The sequence below is a fragment of the Pseudomonas sp. PGPR40 genome, assembly GCF_022014505.1.
GTDB lineage: Bacteria > Pseudomonadota > Gammaproteobacteria > Pseudomonadales > Pseudomonadaceae > Aquipseudomonas.
The window spans coordinates 60,672-78,092 of sequence record NZ_JAKLSP010000032.1; the positions used below are offsets into that span (position 1 = coordinate 60,672).

The 17,421-nt window shown below is 58.7% G+C and carries 15 protein-coding genes; 4 read left to right on the forward strand and 11 right to left on the reverse strand.

Translation table 11 applies throughout. From position 1 onward, the window contains the following. Positions 1 to 38 precede the first annotated feature (38 nt). The 3 genes from MEB48_RS24085 to MEB48_RS24095 form a co-directional block, all read right to left on the reverse strand. Positions 39 to 776, reverse strand: a complete 738-nt coding sequence (locus MEB48_RS24085; RefSeq protein WP_237886340.1) for an S-methyl-5'-thioinosine phosphorylase — start codon at positions 774 to 776, stop codon at positions 39 to 41. A gap of 12 nt (positions 777 to 788) precedes the next feature. Then, positions 789 to 1,787, reverse strand: coding sequence for a beta-N-acetylhexosaminidase (nagZ, locus tag MEB48_RS24090; protein WP_237886354.1), 999 nt, complete (start codon positions 1,785 to 1,787; stop codon positions 789 to 791). Between the two features lie 170 nt (positions 1,788 to 1,957). Then, positions 1,958 to 2,665 carry a TetR/AcrR family transcriptional regulator gene (locus MEB48_RS24095; RefSeq protein WP_007907768.1) on the reverse strand — a complete coding sequence of 236 codons (708 nt, stop codon included), beginning with the start codon at positions 2,663 to 2,665 and terminating at the stop codon, positions 1,958 to 1,960. A gap of 229 nt (positions 2,666 to 2,894) precedes the next feature. Between MEB48_RS24095 and lexA the strand changes: the two genes are divergently transcribed. Beyond that, positions 2,895 to 3,503 (forward strand): transcriptional repressor LexA, encoded by a 609-nt coding sequence (lexA, locus tag MEB48_RS24100; protein WP_007907770.1) that lies wholly within the window; start codon positions 2,895 to 2,897, stop codon positions 3,501 to 3,503. Between the two features lie 10 nt (positions 3,504 to 3,513). Beyond that, positions 3,514 to 3,987, forward strand: coding sequence for an SOS-induced cell division inhibitor SulA (gene sulA / locus MEB48_RS24105; protein WP_237886341.1), 474 nt, complete (start codon positions 3,514 to 3,516; stop codon positions 3,985 to 3,987). Positions 3,988 to 4,080: 93 nt separating this feature from the next. Here the strand turns inward: sulA and MEB48_RS24110 are convergent, their stop codons facing one another. From MEB48_RS24110 to MEB48_RS24140, 7 genes are all read right to left on the reverse strand, one after another. Beyond that, positions 4,081 to 4,314, reverse strand: a complete 234-nt coding sequence (locus tag MEB48_RS24110; protein ID WP_007907774.1) for a hypothetical protein — start codon at positions 4,312 to 4,314, stop codon at positions 4,081 to 4,083. A 141-nt stretch (positions 4,315 to 4,455) separates the two neighbouring features. Beyond that, positions 4,456 to 4,980 carry a DUF6586 family protein gene (locus tag MEB48_RS24115; RefSeq protein ID WP_237886342.1) on the reverse strand — a complete coding sequence of 175 codons (525 nt, stop codon included), beginning with the start codon at positions 4,978 to 4,980 and terminating at the stop codon, positions 4,456 to 4,458. A 144-nt stretch (positions 4,981 to 5,124) separates the two neighbouring features. Beyond that, a complete protein-coding gene (gene topA / locus MEB48_RS24120) occupies positions 5,125 to 7,752 on the reverse strand; it encodes a type I DNA topoisomerase (protein ID WP_237886343.1) in 2,628 nt (875 codons plus the stop codon). Between the two features lie 114 nt (positions 7,753 to 7,866). Then, positions 7,867 to 8,103 carry a DUF1653 domain-containing protein gene (locus MEB48_RS24125; protein ID WP_007907781.1) on the reverse strand — a complete coding sequence of 79 codons (237 nt, stop codon included), beginning with the start codon at positions 8,101 to 8,103 and terminating at the stop codon, positions 7,867 to 7,869. A gap of 98 nt (positions 8,104 to 8,201) precedes the next feature. Beyond that, entirely contained in the window at positions 8,202 to 9,377 is a 1,176-nt protein-coding gene (gene fadA / locus MEB48_RS24130) for an acetyl-CoA C-acyltransferase FadA (protein ID WP_095052046.1), read from the reverse strand. A gap of 30 nt (positions 9,378 to 9,407) precedes the next feature. Beyond that, the gene (fadB, locus tag MEB48_RS24135) at positions 9,408 to 11,555 is read right to left on the reverse strand and encodes a fatty acid oxidation complex subunit alpha FadB (RefSeq protein WP_237886344.1); all 2,148 of its coding nucleotides are present in this window, start codon (positions 11,553 to 11,555) and stop codon (positions 9,408 to 9,410) included. A 552-nt stretch (positions 11,556 to 12,107) separates the two neighbouring features. Continuing rightward, positions 12,108 to 12,545 (reverse strand): hypothetical protein, encoded by a 438-nt coding sequence (locus tag MEB48_RS24140; RefSeq protein ID WP_237886345.1) that lies wholly within the window; start codon positions 12,543 to 12,545, stop codon positions 12,108 to 12,110. Between the two features lie 104 nt (positions 12,546 to 12,649). Between MEB48_RS24140 and MEB48_RS24145 the strand changes: the two genes are divergently transcribed. Continuing rightward, positions 12,650 to 13,087 carry a universal stress protein gene (locus MEB48_RS24145; protein WP_030128421.1) on the forward strand — a complete coding sequence of 146 codons (438 nt, stop codon included), beginning with the start codon at positions 12,650 to 12,652 and terminating at the stop codon, positions 13,085 to 13,087. A gap of 190 nt (positions 13,088 to 13,277) precedes the next feature. On the opposite strand, the gene MEB48_RS24150 is transcribed toward MEB48_RS24145, so the two are convergent. After that, the gene (locus MEB48_RS24150) at positions 13,278 to 15,197 is read right to left on the reverse strand and encodes an ATP-binding cassette domain-containing protein (protein WP_237886346.1); all 1,920 of its coding nucleotides are present in this window, start codon (positions 15,195 to 15,197) and stop codon (positions 13,278 to 13,280) included. Positions 15,198 to 15,410: 213 nt separating this feature from the next. On the opposite strand from MEB48_RS24150, the gene MEB48_RS24155 reads away from it, so the two are divergent. Then, positions 15,411 to 17,339: a transglycosylase SLT domain-containing protein gene (locus tag MEB48_RS24155; RefSeq protein WP_237886347.1), complete on the forward strand. Its 1,929-nt coding sequence runs from the start codon at positions 15,411 to 15,413 to the stop codon at positions 17,337 to 17,339. The last annotated feature ends 82 nt before the right edge of the window (positions 17,340 to 17,421 follow it).

The window sequence follows — 17,421 nt, forward strand, 5'->3', positions numbered from 1 at the left end:
ACGCTTCTGATAATGACTGGATTATTGTGGGGTACGTCTTAGCCTCTCAACACCCGCGCCAACGTCGAATTCACCTTACCCATCCCGTCATGCAATGCCTGCTCGATCTCGGCCATGGTGATCACCGCCGTCGACTTGCCCGCCGCCGGGTTCACTACCAGCGCCAGACAGGCGTAATCCAGTTCCAGCTCACGCGCCAATGCTGCTTCCGGCATGCCGGTCATGCCGACGATGTCGCAACCGTCACGTTCCAGCCGCGCAATTTCAGCGACGGTTTCCAGACGTGGGCCCTGGGTGCAGGCGTACACGCCATGGCTGCTGTAGCCAACCCCTTCAGCCGCCAACGCCGCGATCAATTGCTGACGCAAGGATTCGCTGTAGGGATAGCTGAAGTCGATGTGGGTGACCTGTTCCAGGTCATCGGCGAAATAGGTGTGTTCGCGACCGCTGGTGTAGTCGATCAATTGATGCGGCACACAGAAATGCCCGGTGCCCATCGCAGTGTGAATCCCACCCACGGCATTGACTGCAAGAATCGCTTCGGCACCGGCCTGCTTCAAGGCCCACAGGTTGGCGCGGTAGTTCACCTGATGCGGCGGGAAACGGTGTGGGTGCCCATGACGCGCGAGAAATAGCACTTCCCTGCCGGCATACTCACCGATCTGCACCTCGGCCGAAGGCGCGCCATAAGGCGTGTCCACCGCCAATGACTGACGAATGCTCAAGCCTTCGAGTTGAGTCAGGCCGGTGCCACCGATGATCGCGTAAACCGTCATTACGGAAAATCCTTAATCAATCAATTGAGCTTCTCTGAGTGCGCCGATGGCCGCCAGCCAGCGTGGATCTTGACGGTATTCGGTGCTGGCGTATGCCTGCCCGCGCATCCGCGCAATACGCGCCGAAGGTTTGACCTTCAAACGCTGGGCGGCGCTCAAGGCCAGCTCGGCAGCCGCGCGATCGTTGCACACCAGGCCCATGTCACAACCGGCGGTCAATGCCGCTTCGATGCGACTGGCGGCATCGCCAACCACGTGCGCACCCGCCATCGACAGATCATCGCTGAAGATCACGCCATCGAACTGCAGCTCGCCGCGCAGGATGTCCTGCAACCAGCGACGGGAAAAACCTGCAGGCTGGGAATCGACTTGTGGATAAATAACGTGGGCTGGCATGACAGCGGCCAGTTGCTTGCTCAGTCGCGCGAATGGCACCAGGTCGTTGGCGCGGATCTCGTCGAGGCTGCGCTCGTCGTTGGGAATCGCGACATGGGAATCGGCCTCGGCCCAGCCATGACCGGGGAAATGCTTGCCAGTGGCGGCCATGCCGGCGCTGTTCATGCCGCGGATGAAAGCACCGGCGAGCAAGGCTGCACGCTCGGGATCACCTTCGAACGAACGGGTGCCAACCACCGCGCTGCGCTGGTAATCCAGGTCCAGCACCGGGGCAAAGCTCAGGTCGAGACCGACCGCCAGCACTTCGGTCGCCATGATCCAGCCACATTGCTCGGCCAGGTATTCGGCATTCGGGTTATCGGCAATGGCACGCATGGCTGGCAGCCGCACGAAACCCTGACGCAGCCGCTGAACCCGACCGCCCTCCTGATCCACCGCCAACAGCAGATCGGGACGAATGGCGCGGATCGCGGCGCTCAACTCGCGCACTTGATGCGGATGTTCGATGTTGCGGGCAAAAATGATCAGGCCGCCCACTTCGGGCTGGCGCAACAATTGGCGATCTTCAGCCGTCAGCCAGGTACCGGCGACGTCCACCATCAACGAGCCTTGCAGGCCAGCAGTCATAGAAATTCCTTGATTAGGATAAACCCGGCTCGCACGAATTCACCGCCATGGGCTGTGCCCGGCAGGTCGGCGATATCAATGAGGGGCGGATTCAGAACGAGAGTCGGCATGGGCAGCTAGCTTAGCGGATGTCAGCTGCCGCGCCCACCCGTGTGCGGTTAAACCTTGGCGGCGACCGGGGCCGATTTGCTGCGCGGACGCAACTGCGCGGTAGCCATGGCGGTGTCGGTAACGCCGGTTTCAGCGCGCATGCCAGCCGCCAGAAATGGCACCATCAGACGCATCACTTGTTCAATGGAGGTGTTGACGCCGAAATCGGTCTCGGCAATCGCACGCAAGGCCTTGATCCCCGACATGCTGAACGCCGCGGCACCGAGCATGAAGTGCACGCGCCAGAACAGTTCGATCGGTGGAATGCGCGGTGCTGCCTCGTTGACCAGCATCATGTAGCGGCGGAACACCTTGCCGTACATATCTTCCAGATAACGACGCAAGTGCCCTTGGCTCTGACTGAAGGCCAGTCCCAGCAAACGCATGAAAATGGACAAGTCGTTACCGCTGCGTGGCTGCACCACCAGGGCTTGTTCGACGAGGATTTCAAGCAGCTCTTCAAGGGTCGGCTTGTTCTCGGGCTTGGCCTGACGGCGCTCAAGCTCTTTATCGAGGCTGAGGCAGAATGGTCCGAGAAAACGCGAGAATACCGCCTGAATCAGCGCTTTCTTCGACCCGAAGTGATAGTTCACCGCTGCCAGATTGACACCGGCCTTGCTGGTGATCAAACGCAATGAGGTTTCAGCGAAACCTTTTTCCGCGAACAACTGCTCGGCAGCATCGAGAATGCGTTCAACGGTTTCCGACTGGGCCATGACTACTCCGCCTGACAAACACTTGTTTGAAACATACGTTTCAGCCCCGGCCTTGTCAAGTCTGGCGGTTCGTTTTGGGAATGGTCGGTCAGGTATTTAACCATACAACAGTGGCGCTTCACTCGGCGAGCAGAATGACCGTCCAGCGGCGTGCAAAAAAAGGGGCATTGCCAAGACCGATTCACTGTATATAATCCCAGTCACTGTATAAAAAGACAGAGCGATCAATATGCTAAAGCTGACGCCACGCCAAGCAGAGATTCTGGCCTTCATCAAACGTTGCCTCGAAGACAACGGCTACCCGCCGACCCGCGCGGAAATCGCTCAGGAACTGGGGTTCAAGTCGCCCAATGCGGCGGAAGAACACCTCAAGGCACTGGCCCGCAAAGGGGCGATCGAGATGACCCCGGGCGCCTCCCGCGGCATCCGCATCCCTGGCTTCGAAGCCAAGGCCGACGAGTCCAGCTTGCCGATCATCGGCCGGGTGGCTGCCGGTGCGCCGATCCTCGCCCAGCAGCACATCGAAGAATCCTGCAACATCAACCCTTCGTTCTTCCATCCTCGCGCCGACTATCTGCTACGGGTCCATGGGATGAGCATGAAGGACGTCGGCATTTTCGACGGTGACCTGCTCGCCGTCCATACCACCCGCGAAGCCCGTAACGGTCAGATTGTGGTGGCGCGAATCGGCGACGAAGTGACCGTCAAGCGCTTCAAGCGCGATGGTAGCAAGGTCTGGTTGATTGCCGAGAACCCTGAATTCGCCCCTATCGAAGTCAACCTGAAAGATCAGGAACTGGTTATCGAAGGCTTGAGTGTCGGCGTGATTCGCCGCTAAAGGAGGCTTTATGCAGTTCCCACATACCTCACAGCAAGCCCAACTGCCGTTGTTCGAGGCGTTCATGGCACAGCCATTGGCGCCGATCCTGAAAGACGTGGTCGAATCGCCCTGGAGCGCCGAGCCCGAAGTTTTCAGCGAGCTATCACTGCGCGGCGCGGCCGGGAACTGCCTGAACCTTCTGGCTCCGATTCTCAGGGAACTGAGCCAGGATCAGGATGCACGCTGGCTGACACTGATCGCCCCGCCCGCCAGCCTGACACAAGCCTGGTTACGGGACGCCGGCCTGAACCGTGAGCGCATTCTGCTCCTGCAACCGCGTGGCACACAGAGCGCTCAGCAGTTGACCTGCGAAGCCTTGCGACTTGGCCGCAGCCATACGGTCGTCAGCTGGCTTAACCCGCTGAGCACAACATTGCGGCAACAGTTTATCAGCGCCGCCCGTACCGGGGATGCGCAAAGTCTGAATATTCGACTGGGTTAACTGACAAACACTGTGCGCGCTGAACCGCGTGGGGCTTCTCCAAGGATAGAGAAGCCAATCTGTAAAGGTATCCGAAGAATCCGACGGGCGGGATCAATGAAGAACCCGAGGCCCCTCTTCCTTATCAAATTCGCCTTCAACCAGGCGTCCTGCCATCTGGACACCGACGCTCAACATCGCCTTGGCGACTTCCACATGCTGGCCTTGCAGGAAAACCTTGGCATCCTCGGAGAAATCCAAAGTAACCAGAGAACCCTCGTCCTCGGCCCTGCGCAGCTCGATTCGGCCGTCTGGTAACTCGACAATTTCTAGAAAGGACGTTGGCATAAAGGTCTGTTCTCCACGAAAGGCGGGGATTATATAGGCATCAGCCAAGCTTCGCTCGGGATCTTGACCAAATGCCATCACGAAGAGAAATTTCTGACATCACTCTTCCTTGAGCCGCCCCGTCCCTAAACACTCAATCTTTCAGCACTCATTCAACCCTTCGCGAAACCGAATCGCCAGGCCTTTAAGGTTCTGACGCCAGCTCTCCAGCTCTTCCCGACTCAGCTCTTGCGGCGCCTCTTCTTCATCCAGATTAACGGCCAGAATGAGTGGCTGCGTCACATCACCCTTGGGCTTGTGCGGAGCGCGAGGCGGCTGAAACAATGCGGCATGTGCCGACAGCAACTTGGCCAGCCAGGTTTCAGGGTTTTGCGCCAGTTCGACCATCTCGGCCATTTCCGGAATAGCGATGGTTTCGAGCACTTCGCGGGTCAACAGCATTTCTGCCCGTGGCGCATTGGCCTGAGGCAGGCGATAGAAACCGGCGATTTCATGGCACAGTCCCAGCAAAGCACCGTACAGGTGAAACAACGCCGATTCGCGCCCGGCCTGAATCAGCGCCAAGGCGTTCATCGCCCGCCCCTCTTCGGCTTTGGCGAGCGCTTCCAGCGACAGGCCAGCAAAATAAATCTTCTGGTTGGTACGGGTATAGAGTTCGTGGGCCATGACGGCAGCCTCCACAACGAAATAATTGCTTCACGCAGGTCAGACAGTGTCGTGGATCACCTGAGCCCCCCGCAAGCCCAAAACAAAAAAGGCCGCATGAAAACCCGAGGGTTGTCATGCGGCCTTTTTGTATACAGCGGTTTTTTAAGCTTTGGCTGCTGGACGCTTGTCTTCAACCGTCCACTTGCCGCCGTCGTAATACGCCTTCCAGCCAGTCGGCTTACCATCAACCTCAGTCTGCACGTACTGCTCTTTGGTCTTGCGGCTGTAACGGATCACTGCCGGGAGGCCGTCCGGATCTTTCTTCGGCGCTTCGCAAAGGAAGTGATACTTCGGATCGATCTCATCCTTGTGCGGCACGATCTCCATGACCAACGGAGCACGGGTCTCGCGGTTTTTCGGGAACTGGCTGGCCGCCAGGAACAGGCCGGAAGCACCGTCGCGCAGGATGTAGGTGTCGTTGACCTTTTCGCATTTGAGCTCAGGCATCTTCACCGGGTCCATCTTCGGCGGTGCCGCATCACCGCTTTTCAGCAGCTTGCGGGTGTTCTTGCAGGTGGCGTTGGTGCAACCGAAGAACTTACCGAAGCGGCCCGTCTTGAGCTGCATCTCGCTGCCACACTTGTCGCATTCCAGGCTCGGACCTTCGTAGCCCTTAATGCGATAGGTGCCCTCTTCGATTTCGTAGCCAGCGCAATCCGGGTTGTTACCGCAGATGTGCAGCTTGCGCTTCTCGTCGAGCAGGTAAGCGTCCATGGCTGTGCTGCAGATCGGGCAGCGATGTTTGCCACGCAGGACCAGCGACTCGGACTCACCCTCGTCATCCGCAGCGATTTCATCGCCCGGCACCAGGTTGACGGTGGCTTTGCAGCGCTCTTTCGGCGGCAGGCTATAGCCCGAGCAACCGAGGAACACGCCCGTCGAGGCAGTACGAATCTGCATCGGACGGCCGCAGGTCAGGCACGGAATGTCAGTCATGACCGGCTGGTTGGCCCGCATGCCGTTTTCCGGGCTTTCGGCCACTTCGAGTTTCTTCTTGAAGTCGCCGTAGAACTCGTCGAGCACGTTTTTCCAGTCGCGTTCGCCCTGAGCGACGTCATCGAGGTTCTCTTCCATGCCGGCGGTGAAGCCGTAGTCCATGAGATTGGAGAAGCTCTCGGCCAGACGCTCGGTGACGATGTCGCCCATCTTTTCCGAATAGAAACGACGGTTGTGCAGCGCTACGTAGCCGCGGTCCTGGATAGTCGAAATGATCGCCGCGTAGGTCGAAGGACGACCGATGCCGCGTTTTTCCATTTCTTTAACCAGGCTCGCTTCCGAGTAACGCGCCGGAGGCTTGGTGAAGTGCTGGGTCGGATCAAGCTTGATCAGCTTCATCGCGTCGCCCTGGGCCATATCCGGCAGCACGTCGTCATCGCCAGGCTTGGTGATTTGCGGCATGACGCGGGTGTAACCGTCGAACTTCAGGATGCGGCCCTTGGCGCGCAGTTCGAAGTCACCGGCACCGACAGTGACCGTGGTCGACAGGTATTGGGCCGGCAGCATCTGGCAGGCCAGGAACTGGCGCCAGATCAGCTCGTAAAGCCGCTCGGCATCACGCTCCATGCCCGAAAGCTTGCTTGGCTCGGTATTGGCGTCGGACGGACGAATCGCTTCGTGAGCCTCTTGTGCGCCTTCCTTGCTGCTATAAACGTTCGGGTTTTCCGGCAGGTATTTCTTGCCGAACTCGCCTTCAATATAAGTACGCGCCATCGCCACGGCATCGGCCGAGAGGTTGGTGGAGTCGGTACGCATATAGGTGATGTAGCCAGCTTCGTACAGACGCTGGGCCATCATCATGGTTTTCTTCACACCGAAGCCCAGGCGGTTACTTGCGGCCTGTTGCAGGGTGGAGGTGATGAACGGTGCCGACGGCTTGCTGCTGGTCGGCTTGTCTTCGCGCTTGACGATGCTGTAGCTGGAAGCCTTGAGCTTCTCCAGCGCGGCCATGGCCTGGGCTTCGTTGAGCGGCTTGAAGGCTTCGCCTTTCTCGCGGGCCACGTCGAAGCGCACGGTCGCGCCCTTGGCGGTACCGAGGTCGGCATGCACTTCCCAGTATTCTTCCGGGTTGAACGCGCGAATTTCACGCTCACGCTCGACCACCAGCTTCACGGCAACCGATTGCACGCGACCGGCGGACAGGCCACGGGCGATCTTGGCCCACAGCAGCGGCGAAACCATGTAACCCACCACGCGGTCGAGGAAGCGGCGCGCCTGCTGGGCGTTGACTCGATCGATGTCCAGCTCGCCCGGTTTGGAGAAGGCTTCCTGGATCGCTTTCTTGGTGATTTCGTTGAACACCACGCGCTTGTAGCGGCTGTCGTCACCACCGATGGCTTCGCGCAGGTGCCAGGCAATGGCTTCCCCCTCGCGATCCAAGTCGGTTGCGAGATAGATGGTGTCAGCATCTTTAGCGAGCCGGCGCAGCTCTTCGATGACTTTTTCCTTGCCCGGAAGGATCTCGTACTTGGCTTTCCAGCCATGATCGGGATCGACACCCATGCGCGAGACCAGCTGCTTGCGCGCTTTCTCTTTCGGCGTGAGCACCGGACCTTCACCTGCGGCGGCCTTGCCACGCTTGGCGGCAGGCTCTTTGCTGGCGCTAGCCGAACCGCTGGTGGGCAGGTCTCGGATATGGCCGATACTCGACTTCACCACGTATTGGTTACCCAGATACTTGTTGATGGTCTTGGCCTTAGCCGGGGATTCCACAATGACCAGCGATTTGCCCATGGATCAGAAAATTCCTGAATTCTAGAAGTGAAAGGCGGTTGGCGCCTGACGCGGCACCGCTATATATAGTGGCTACAAGGTGAGGTCAAGCGCAGGAATCTGCGCGCACTCCCCTTATGGCTGAGGAAAAACGCTCGGTTCGGCTTGCACCAAAGCAAAGCGTGGCACCTGTTCGCCGTCAACCTCGACCGACTCCAGGAACATGCTCAAGGGACGTACCCAAAAGCCGTAATCGCCATACAGGGCTTGGTAAAAGACCACTTCTTCTTCGGTTTCAGAATGCCGCGCAACAGCGAAGACGCGGTACTGCGGACCTTTGTAATGTTCGTAGAGCCCAGGTTGTATCGGCATGCTTTGGCCCTCACTCAAATTTTTTCAAAATAAAAATAAAATAAATCCGGAAAAACAAAAACCGGGGCACTTGGCCCCGGCTTCCATCAGCGAAACGCTTAAACGCGTTCGAAGACGGTGGAGATGCCTTGGCCGAGACCAATGCACATGGTAGCCACCCCGAAGGTGCCGCCATTCTGTTTCATCACGTTCAGCAAAGTGCCGGAGATACGCGCACCGGAACAACCGAACGGGTGACCCAGGGCGATCGCGCCGCCGTGCAGGTTAACCTTCTCGTTCATCTTGTCGAGCACTTTCAAATCTTTCAGCACTGGCAGGGCCTGTGCGGCGAAAGCTTCGTTGAGCTCGAAGAAGTCGATATCGCTGATGCCAAGGCCCGCGCGCTTCAGTGCTTTTTGTGTTGCCGGTACTGGACCATAGCCCATGATCGCCGGGTCCACACCTGCCACTGCCATCGAACGAATCACCGCCAAAGGCTGGATGCCCAAGTCCTGTGCACGCTGCGCCGACATCACGATCATGCACGAAGCACCATCGGTGATCTGCGACGAAGTACCGGCTGTCACGGTGCCGCCCTTCGGATTAAACGCTGGTTTCAGAGCCGCCAGGCTTTCCAGGGTAGTTTCCGGACGAATGGTTTCGTCGTAGTCGAACAGTTTCAGGAAACCGTTCTCGTCGTAGCCCTGCATCGGGATGATTTCGTCTTTGAACTTGCCTTCCACAGTCGCCTTGTGGGCGAGCTGGTGGGAGCGCACGCCAAAGGCGTCTTGCTGTTCGCGAGTAATGCCGTGCATTTTGCCGAGCATTTCCGCGGTCAGGCCCATCATGCCCGAGGCTTTCGCCGCATACAGGGACATGTGCGGGTTCGGATCGACACCGTGCATCATGCTCACGTGACCCATATGCTCGACGCCACCAACCACGAACACGTCACCATTGCCGGTCATGATCGCTTGCGCAGCGGTGTGCAGAGCACTCATCGACGAGCCACACAGGCGGCTGACGGTCTGGCCGGCCGAGGTGTGCGGGATCTGCGTCATCAGGGACGCCATGCGGGCGATGTTCCAGCCCTGCTCCAGGGTCTGGTTCACGCAGCCCCAGATCACGTCTTCGACTTCACTCGGGTCGACCTTGACGTTGCGTTCCAGCAATTTGCTGATCAGGTGCGCCGACATGTCCTCGGCGCGGGTGTTGCGGTGCATGCCGCCCTTGGAGCGGCCCATCGGCGTACGACCGAAGTCGACAATCACGACGTCTCTAGGATTCAAGCTCATATACGTTCACTCTCGCTCTAGTGTGGGCGCTTAACCGAAGAAGCTCTGACCGTTTTTGGCCATTTCTCGCAGCTTCGCGGTCGGGTGGTACAGCGCGCCCAAATCAGCGTACTGGTCAGCCAGGGCAACGAACTCTGCAACACCGATCGAGTCGATGTAGCGCAGCGCACCGCCACGGAATGGAGGGAAACCAATACCGTAGACCAGGCCCATGTCAGCTTCGGCAGCGGTTTCGACAATGCCGTCTTCCAGGCAGCGCACGGTTTCCAGGCACAGCGGGATCATCATCCAGTTGATGATGTCCTCGTCAGTGACTTCGCGCTGTTCGAAAACGATTGGCTTGAGCACTTCCAGCACCGAAGGATCGGCGACTTTCTTCTGCTTGCCGCGCTTGTCGGTCTCGTAGGCGTAGAAGCCCTTGCCATTCTTCTGGCCAAGGCGCTTGGCTTCGTAGAGCACGTCGACGGCCGAACGGCGGTCGTCCTTCATGCGGTCCGGGAAGCCTTCAGCCATGACGTCGCGACCGTGGTGACCGGTGTCGATGCCGACCACGTCCATCAGGTACGCCGGGCCCATCGGCCAGCCGAATTTTTCCATGACCTTGTCGATGCGGACGAAGTCCACGCCGGCGCTGACCAGCTTGGCGAAGCCGCCGAAGTACGGGAACAGCACGCGGTTGACCAGGAAGCCCGGGCAGTCGTTGACGACGATCGGGTTCTTGCCCATTTTCTTGGCGTAGGCAACGGTGGTGGCAACAGCCACTTCGCTGGACTTCTCGCCACGGATCACTTCAACCAGCGGCATCATGTGCACCGGGTTGAAGAAGTGCATGCCGACAAAGTTTTCCGGACGCTTGAGGGCTTTGGCCAGCAAGGTAATGGAAATGGTCGAGGTGTTGGACGCGAGAATGGTGTCCTCTTTGACCTTGTCTTCGACTTCAGCCAGAACGGCTTGCTTGACCTTCGGGTTCTCGACAACGGCTTCGACGACCAGATCGACGTGACCGAAATCGCCGTAAGACAGCGTAGGACGAATGCCGTTGAGCACTTCAGCCATTTTCGCAGCGGTCATGCGACCTTTATCAACGCGGCCCACCAGCAGCTTGGCGGCTTCTGCCAGACCTTGCTCGATGCCGTGCTCGTTGATGTCTTTCATCAGGATCGGCGTACCTTTGGAAGCCGACTGATAAGCGATACCGCCACCCATGATGCCAGCGCCCAATACGGCGGCTTGCTTCACGTCCCTGGCGATTTCGTCGTAGGCCTTGGCCTTTTTCTTCAGTTCCTGATCGTTCAGGAACAGGCCGATCAAGCTCTGCGCGGCAGAGGTCTTGGCCAGTTTGACGAAACCGGCTGCTTCGACTTCCAGCGCCTTGTCACGACCGAAGTTCGCGGCTTTCTGGATAGTCTTGATCGCTTCAACCGGAGCAGGGTAGTTCGGGCCCGCTTGACCCGCCACGAAACCTTTGGCTGTTTCGAACGACATCATTTGTTCGATGGCGTTGAGCTTGAGCTTCTCGAGTTTCGGCTGACGCTTGGCCTTGTAGTCAAACTCGCCGGAGATGGCGCCCTTGAGCAGGTTCAGAGCCGCTTCCTGCAATTTCTCCGGGGCGACCACGGCATCGACGGCACCGACCTTCAGCGCGTCTTCAGCGCGATTTTCCTTACCGGCAGCAATCCACTCGATGGCATTGTCGGCACCGATGATGCGCGGCAAACGCACAGTACCGCCGAAGCCTGGGTAGATGCCCAGTTTGACTTCCGGCAGACCGATTTTGGCGGTGCCGGCCATGACGCGGAAATCCGCCGCCAGGCACATTTCAAGACCGCCGCCCAGTGCGATGCCATTGATTGCGGCGACAGTCGGGACGTTAAGGTCTTCGAAATCGCTGAAAATCTTGTTGGCTTCGAGGTTACCAGCAACAAGCTCTGCATCCGGCAGCTTGAAGTTGTCGACGAATTCGGTGATGTCGGCGCCGACGATGAACACGTCCTTGCCACTGCTGACGATCACACCCTTGATCGAAGCATCTGCCTTGATGGTGTCTACAGCCTGACGCAGTTCGTTCAGGGTAAGACGGTTGAACTTGTTGACGGACTCACCCTTGAGGTCGAATTTCAATTCGACGATGCCACTTTCAAGAGCCTTAACCGTGATGGCTTTACCTTCGTAAATCATCAACTGATCTCCACGATATGGAAGCTGAACAGTACACGTCGGACGCAGGCGACTGGCTCGGCAAGGACGTTTATCGTCGATGCTAACGCCAACTCACCCGGCACACCCGCCAACGCGATAGTCGGGATTCTGTAGGAGCGATCTGTAATACAAACGCTCAATTCATACGCCCGTTTGATTCGGGTATGTCACCTTCACGGAATTTCCGGCAATTGTCAATCGCCCAAAATACTGGTTGAAACGCGACTTTCCGGTCACTTCCGTACCACGAAGCCCTGCAACACGCTGATGCATGTGAGGCCATTCATAGAATCAATAGTTAGAAAAGTCGCCCTAATGTCCGGCAGCTTGTGTTTAACAAGCTACGCTGGGCGGGACCCTGAAGAGAAAAATTTGAACGCTTTGGACGAATGTCCAGCGTAAGATCAGCCTTACCGAATTACCGGCCTGCCTGGCCAACCTCAGCCCGATGATGATGTCGGGCTTTTTATTGCCTGCCTGTCGGACAATGACGCACGACTGTGTAGGGGCAACTCCTACGGGGGATCGGGTTCAGGCGAGTGCTTTAAGGGTGGCGTCGATTTGTTGCAAAACAGATGCCTCGCCCTTCTCGCCCCAATACAAGGCAATCATTTGCTTGTCCGCCTCGACCTTGTAGACATTGGCAGGCAATTTTTCGAAATGATTCAGCAGCATCCCATCCTCACAGACCTCCTGCCACTGATTGACCCACACGCCCGGCGCCTTCTGCCAGTAACTCCAGCACGCCGGTCGCGTGCCACGGCGCGGCCGATGGTATTGCGCGCAAGGGCTCGGCGGCTCCTGGCTCAACCAGTGCGGCCATTCCTGGGGCGCCAGTTGCATGGCCAGGCCTATGCGCCGCGCCTCCATGCGCAGGGCCATGCGCCCGCTCTGAGCACGAGACGGTCGCAACCAGACCAGTGGGCTCAAGACCACCAGCAGGATTGACACCACTATCCAGACCGTCATATCTGTACTCCCGATTCTTGATGAGCCCATTGAGTCACTTTGAAACCAATGCGCTTGAAACCAGCCATACTTACCAATATTGCAATCCCCAGGAGGAGCACCTCATGCCCTACCACCACATTCTGGTCGCTGTAGACCTAACCGAAGAGTGCGATCCTGTCATCCACCGAGCTCGCGAACTCTCGGTGAGCAATGGCGCAAAGCTGTCCCTGGTGCATATCGTCGAACCGATGGCCATGGCCTTTGGCGGCGACGTACCGATGGACCTTTCCCAGTTGCAACAACAACAGTTCGATCAGGCCAAAGAGCGCCTTGAGCGATTGATCGTGAAATACCCGGAACTCTCCAAGGAATACAGCCACTTGACCTACGGCCAGCCGCGCCAGGAGATTCACCACCTCGCCAAGGAGCAAACATGCGACCTGATCGTGGTGGGCAGCCATGGCCGACACGGTCTGGCGCTGTTGCTTGGTTCCACCGCCAATGACGTACTGCACGGCGCGCCTTGCGATGTGCTTGCGGTGCGTCTGATCAAAAGCTGATAACACGGAACAATGTGGGAGCGGGCTTGCTCGCGAAGGCGTTTTAACATTCAGCATCTTTGGTGACTGTCAGACCGCTTTCGCGAGCAAGCCCGCTCCCACAGTGAATCCATGTCGGCCAGTAGATCGCATTCCATACGAAAAGCCCGGCGTTCATCACTGAACGCCGGGCTTTTTATAGCCGGATCAATCAGGCATCCAGCTCGGCCCAGCGCTCGACCATCACGTCGAGTTCAGCCTGCAACTGCTCCAGCTGAGCGATTACCGCAGCCGTTTCGACAGCAGGACGCTGATAGAAACCGGCATCCGCCATCTGCGCTTCAACTACTGCGATCTGCTGCTCCATGGCTTCGATCTGACCCGGTAAGGCTTCCAGCTCACGCTGCAACTTGTAGCTGAGCTTCTTCTTTGCCACCGGCGCCTCTGCTACCGCAGCGACTGGCACGGGTTCAGCAGTGACGACAGCCGAGTTCAGGTCGGCCTTGCCGGACTTGCTCTCGGTTACACCCAACAGGCGCGGCGAGCCGCCCTGACGCAGCCAGTCCTGATAACCGCCGACGTATTCGCGAACCTTGCCTTCGCCTTCGAAGACCAGGGTGCTGGTGACCACGTTGTCGAGGAATGCCCGATCGTGGCTGACCATCAGCACAGTACCGTTGAAGGTCAGCAAGACCTCTTCCAGCAGTTCGAGGGTTTCCACGTCGAGGTCGTTGGTCGGTTCGTCGAGTACCAGCAGGTTAGCCGGTTTGCTGAACAGTTTGGCCAGCAACAGACGGGCACGCTCACCACCGGACAGCGCCTTGACCGGCGTGCGGGCACGCTGCGGGCTGAACAGGAAGTCGCCGAGGTAGCTCAGCACATGGCGGCTCTGACCATCGATATCGATGAAGTCGCGACCTTCGGCCACGTTGTCGATCACGGTCTTTTCCAGATCCAGCTGATGGCGCAACTGGTCGAAGTAGGCCACGTCGATGCGCGTCCCCTCTTCCACTGTGCCGCTGGTCGGTTGCAGACCGCTGAGCATCAGCTTCAGCAGCGTGGTTTTGCCGGTACCGTTGGCACCGAGCAGACCGATACGGTCGCCGCGCTGCAGGACCATCGAAAAATCCTTGATCAGGAACGGACCGCCCGGGTGAGCGAAACTCACGTTCTCGAGGACCATGACCTGTTTACCGGACTTGTCGGCAGTATCCAGCTGAATGTTGGCCTTGCCAGTGCGCTCACGACGCTCGCTACGCTCGACGCGCAAGGCTTTCAGGGCACGGACGCGGCCTTCGTTACGGGTGCGACGAGCCTTGATGCCCTGGCGGATCCAGACTTCTTCCTGGGCCAGTTTCTTGTCGAACAGCGCGTTGGCGGTTTCTTCAGCCGCCAGCGTCGCCTCTTTGTGCACGAGGAAACTCGCGTAATCGCCGTTCCAGTCGATCAGGCCACCGCGATCCAGTTCCAGGATGCGGGTCGCGAGGTTCTGCAGGAATGAACGGTCGTGCGTGATGAACAGCACGGCGCCCTGGAAATCCTTCAGCGCTTCTTCGAGCCAGGCAATGGCGCCGATGTCCAGGTGGTTGGTCGGTTCGTCGAGCAGCAGCAGATCCGGTTCGGAAACCAGGGCCTGGGCCAGCAGGACGCGGCGACGCCAGCCGCCGGACAATTCGGCGAGGGTCTTGTCGGCCGGCAGTTGCAAGCGGCTCAAGGTGCTGTCGACCAGTTGCTGCAAACGCCAGCCGTCGCGGGCTTCGAGGTCGTGCTGAACGTGCATCAGCTTGTCCAGATCGGCATCGGTGACGATGTTCTGGCTCAGGTGGTGGTATTGCGCGAGCAGCTCACCAACACCGTCCAGGCCTTCGGCAACCACATCGAACACGGTCCGCTCGTCGGCTACCGGCAATTCTTGCGGCAATTCGCCAATTTTTAGGCCAGGTGCGCGCCAAACAGAGCCGTCATCGGGCTTCTGGTCGCCCTTGACGAGCTTCATCATGCTGGACTTGCCAGTGCCATTGCGGCCGATGATGCACACCCGCTCACCACGGGCGATCTGCCAGGACACCTTGTCCAACAACGGCATAGCGCCGAAAGCAAGGGACACATCGCTGAATTTGAGCAGGGTCATGAGCTTCTCCAAAAACCGGGCGCGCATTCTACCTGACTTGAGGCTGCAGAAGGCCGGCAATTTCAATGTCGAAGCACTCTGCACAACAATTGTTGCGAACTTGTGCCGACCGCTCGGCAAAGCTTTCGCCCCTTGCTGGCAAAAGGCTAAGCTACAGACAATTCAGTGCCGCGCTTGCTGGCACTTGTCATGATTTCTCTGCCCGGACGTCTCATGCGCAGTCGCCTTTTCAATCTTTTTTCATGTTTGCTTCTTACAGCCGCTGTCGCTCAATCCGCCCAGGCGGTGGACCTGTCCACCCAACGCCAGTATTACGATGAAGCCAAGCGCGCCTTGGCCAAAGGCGATACCGGCCCTTATTTCCGTTACCGCCAGGCTCTGAGCGATTATCCGCTGGAGCCCTATCTGGCTTATGACGAATTGACCGCGCGCCTGAAAACCGCGAGCAATGCCGAAATCGAAAAATTCCTCGCCGAACACGGTGACCTGCCGCAAGCCAACTGGATGAAGTTGCGCTGGCTGCGCTGGCTGAGCGAACGCGGCGATTGGGCAACCTTCGTCAAATATTATGACCCCAAACTCAATTTCACCGAACTCGACTGCCTGAACGCGCAGTATCAGATCAGTCATAACCGCAAGGCCGAAGGCTACGCCAACGCCAATAAACTCTGGCTGACCGGCAAAACCCAACCCGACGCGTGCGATGGTGTGTTCGGCATGTGGGCCGCCGAGGGTCAACTGACCGAACAGAAACGCTGGGAACGCACCAAACTCGCCGCCCAGGCGCGCAACTATCCGCTGGCCAACAGCCTGATCAATAGCCTGACGACCCTCGCCCCGCGCGGTCGTCTGCTGGTGGATGTGGCGCAAAAACCCGAGTTGCTCAATCAGCCGTCGCGTTTCATCCCGGCCGATGAACCGATGTCCGACATCGTCAGCCTCGGCCTGCGCCGTCTGGCCCGTCAGGATCCGGACAAGGCCATGGCCCTGCTCGACGGTTACGCCAACAGCATGCACTTCTCCCGTGACGAAAAAGTCGCGATTGCCCGGGAAATCGGGCTGACCCTCGCCAAACGTTTCGACAGCCGCGCGCTGGACGTGATGACCAAATACGACCCGGAGCTGCGGGACAACACCGTTTCCGAATGGCGCTTGCGCCTGCTGTTGCGCCTGGCCCGTTGGGACGATGCCTATCAGTTGACCCGTCGCCTGCCCCAGGACCTGGCCACCACCAACCGCTGGCGTTACTGGCAGGCTCGCAGCCTGGAGCTGGCGCAGCCGCAAAATCCGGAAGCGCAGACGCTTTACAAGGGGCTGGCTCGCGAGCGCGACTTCTACGGTTTCCTGGCGGCCGACCGCTCGCAATCCCCTTATTCGCTGAATAACAAACCACTGGTGCTCAGTCAGGCGCTGATCAACAAGGTGCGCAACACCCCCGGCATACGACGCGCCCTGGAATTCCATGCGCGCGGGCAAATCGTCGACGGTCGTCGCGAGTGGTACCACGTCAGCCGGCACTTCAACCGTGATGAAATGGTCGCCCAGGCGAAACTGGCTTACGACCTGAAATGGTATTTCCCGGCGATCCGTACCATCAGTCAGGCGAAGTACTGGGACGACCTGGATATCCGCTTCCCGATGGCCCACCGCGAAACCCTGGTGCGCGAAGCCAAGGTCCGTGGCCTGCACTCGAGTTGGGTCTTCGCCATCACCCGGCAGGAAAGCGCCTTCATGGCCGACGCACGCTCCGGCGTCGGCGCCAGCGGCCTGATGCAACTGATGCCCGGCACCGCCAAGGAAACCGCGCGCAAGTTCAGCATACCTCTCGCTTCGCCGCAGCAAGTGTTCGACCCGGACAAAAACATCCAGCTCGGTGCCGCCTACCTGAGCCAGGTCCACAGCCAATTCAACGGCAACCGCGTCCTCGCCTCTGCCGCCTACAACGCCGGCCCCGGCCGCGTGCGTCAATGGCTGCGTGGCGCCGATCACCTGAGCTTCGATGTGTGGGTGGAAAGCATCCCGTTCGACGAAACCCGTCAGTACGTGCAAAACGTATTGTCGTACTCGGTGATCTACGGCCAGAAGCTCAACTCACCGCAGCCGTTGGTGGATTGGCATGAGCGGTATTTTGACGATCAGTGATCTGTAGGCGCTGCCGCAGGCTGCGATCTTCTCCGCAAACTGTAAAAAATGCCCGCCTCTTTCGAGGCGGGCATTTTTGTTT

Excerpts from the sequence above, each read along its gene's own strand:
- topA (WP_237886343.1), bottom strand. The coding sequence starts at position 7,752 with ATGGGCAAATCGCTGGTCATTGTGGAATCCCCGGCTAAGGCCAAGACC.
- MEB48_RS24085 (WP_237886340.1), bottom strand. The coding sequence starts at position 776 with ATGACGGTTTACGCGATCATCGGTGGCACCGGCCTGACTCAACTCGAA.
- fadA (WP_095052046.1), bottom strand. The coding sequence starts at position 9,377 with ATGAGCTTGAATCCTAGAGACGTCGTGATTGTCGACTTCGGTCGTACG.
- MEB48_RS24115 (WP_237886342.1), bottom strand. The coding sequence starts at position 4,980 with ATGGCCCACGAACTCTATACCCGTACCAACCAGAAGATTTATTTTGCT.
- fadB (WP_237886344.1), bottom strand. The coding sequence starts at position 11,555 with ATGATTTACGAAGGTAAAGCCATCACGGTTAAGGCTCTTGAAAGTGGC.
- sulA (WP_237886341.1), top strand. The coding sequence starts at position 3,514 with ATGCAGTTCCCACATACCTCACAGCAAGCCCAACTGCCGTTGTTCGAG.
- MEB48_RS24150 (WP_237886346.1), bottom strand. The coding sequence starts at position 15,197 with ATGACCCTGCTCAAATTCAGCGATGTGTCCCTTGCTTTCGGCGCTATG.
- MEB48_RS24155 (WP_237886347.1), top strand. The coding sequence starts at position 15,411 with ATGCGCAGTCGCCTTTTCAATCTTTTTTCATGTTTGCTTCTTACAGCC.
- lexA (WP_007907770.1), top strand. The coding sequence starts at position 2,895 with ATGCTAAAGCTGACGCCACGCCAAGCAGAGATTCTGGCCTTCATCAAA.
- MEB48_RS24145 (WP_030128421.1), top strand. The coding sequence starts at position 12,650 with ATGCCCTACCACCACATTCTGGTCGCTGTAGACCTAACCGAAGAGTGC.
- MEB48_RS24125 (WP_007907781.1), bottom strand. The coding sequence starts at position 8,103 with ATGCCGATACAACCTGGGCTCTACGAACATTACAAAGGTCCGCAGTAC.
- MEB48_RS24110 (WP_007907774.1), bottom strand. The coding sequence starts at position 4,314 with ATGCCAACGTCCTTTCTAGAAATTGTCGAGTTACCAGACGGCCGAATC.
- MEB48_RS24095 (WP_007907768.1), bottom strand. The coding sequence starts at position 2,665 with ATGGCCCAGTCGGAAACCGTTGAACGCATTCTCGATGCTGCCGAGCAG.
- MEB48_RS24140 (WP_237886345.1), bottom strand. The coding sequence starts at position 12,545 with ATGACGGTCTGGATAGTGGTGTCAATCCTGCTGGTGGTCTTGAGCCCA.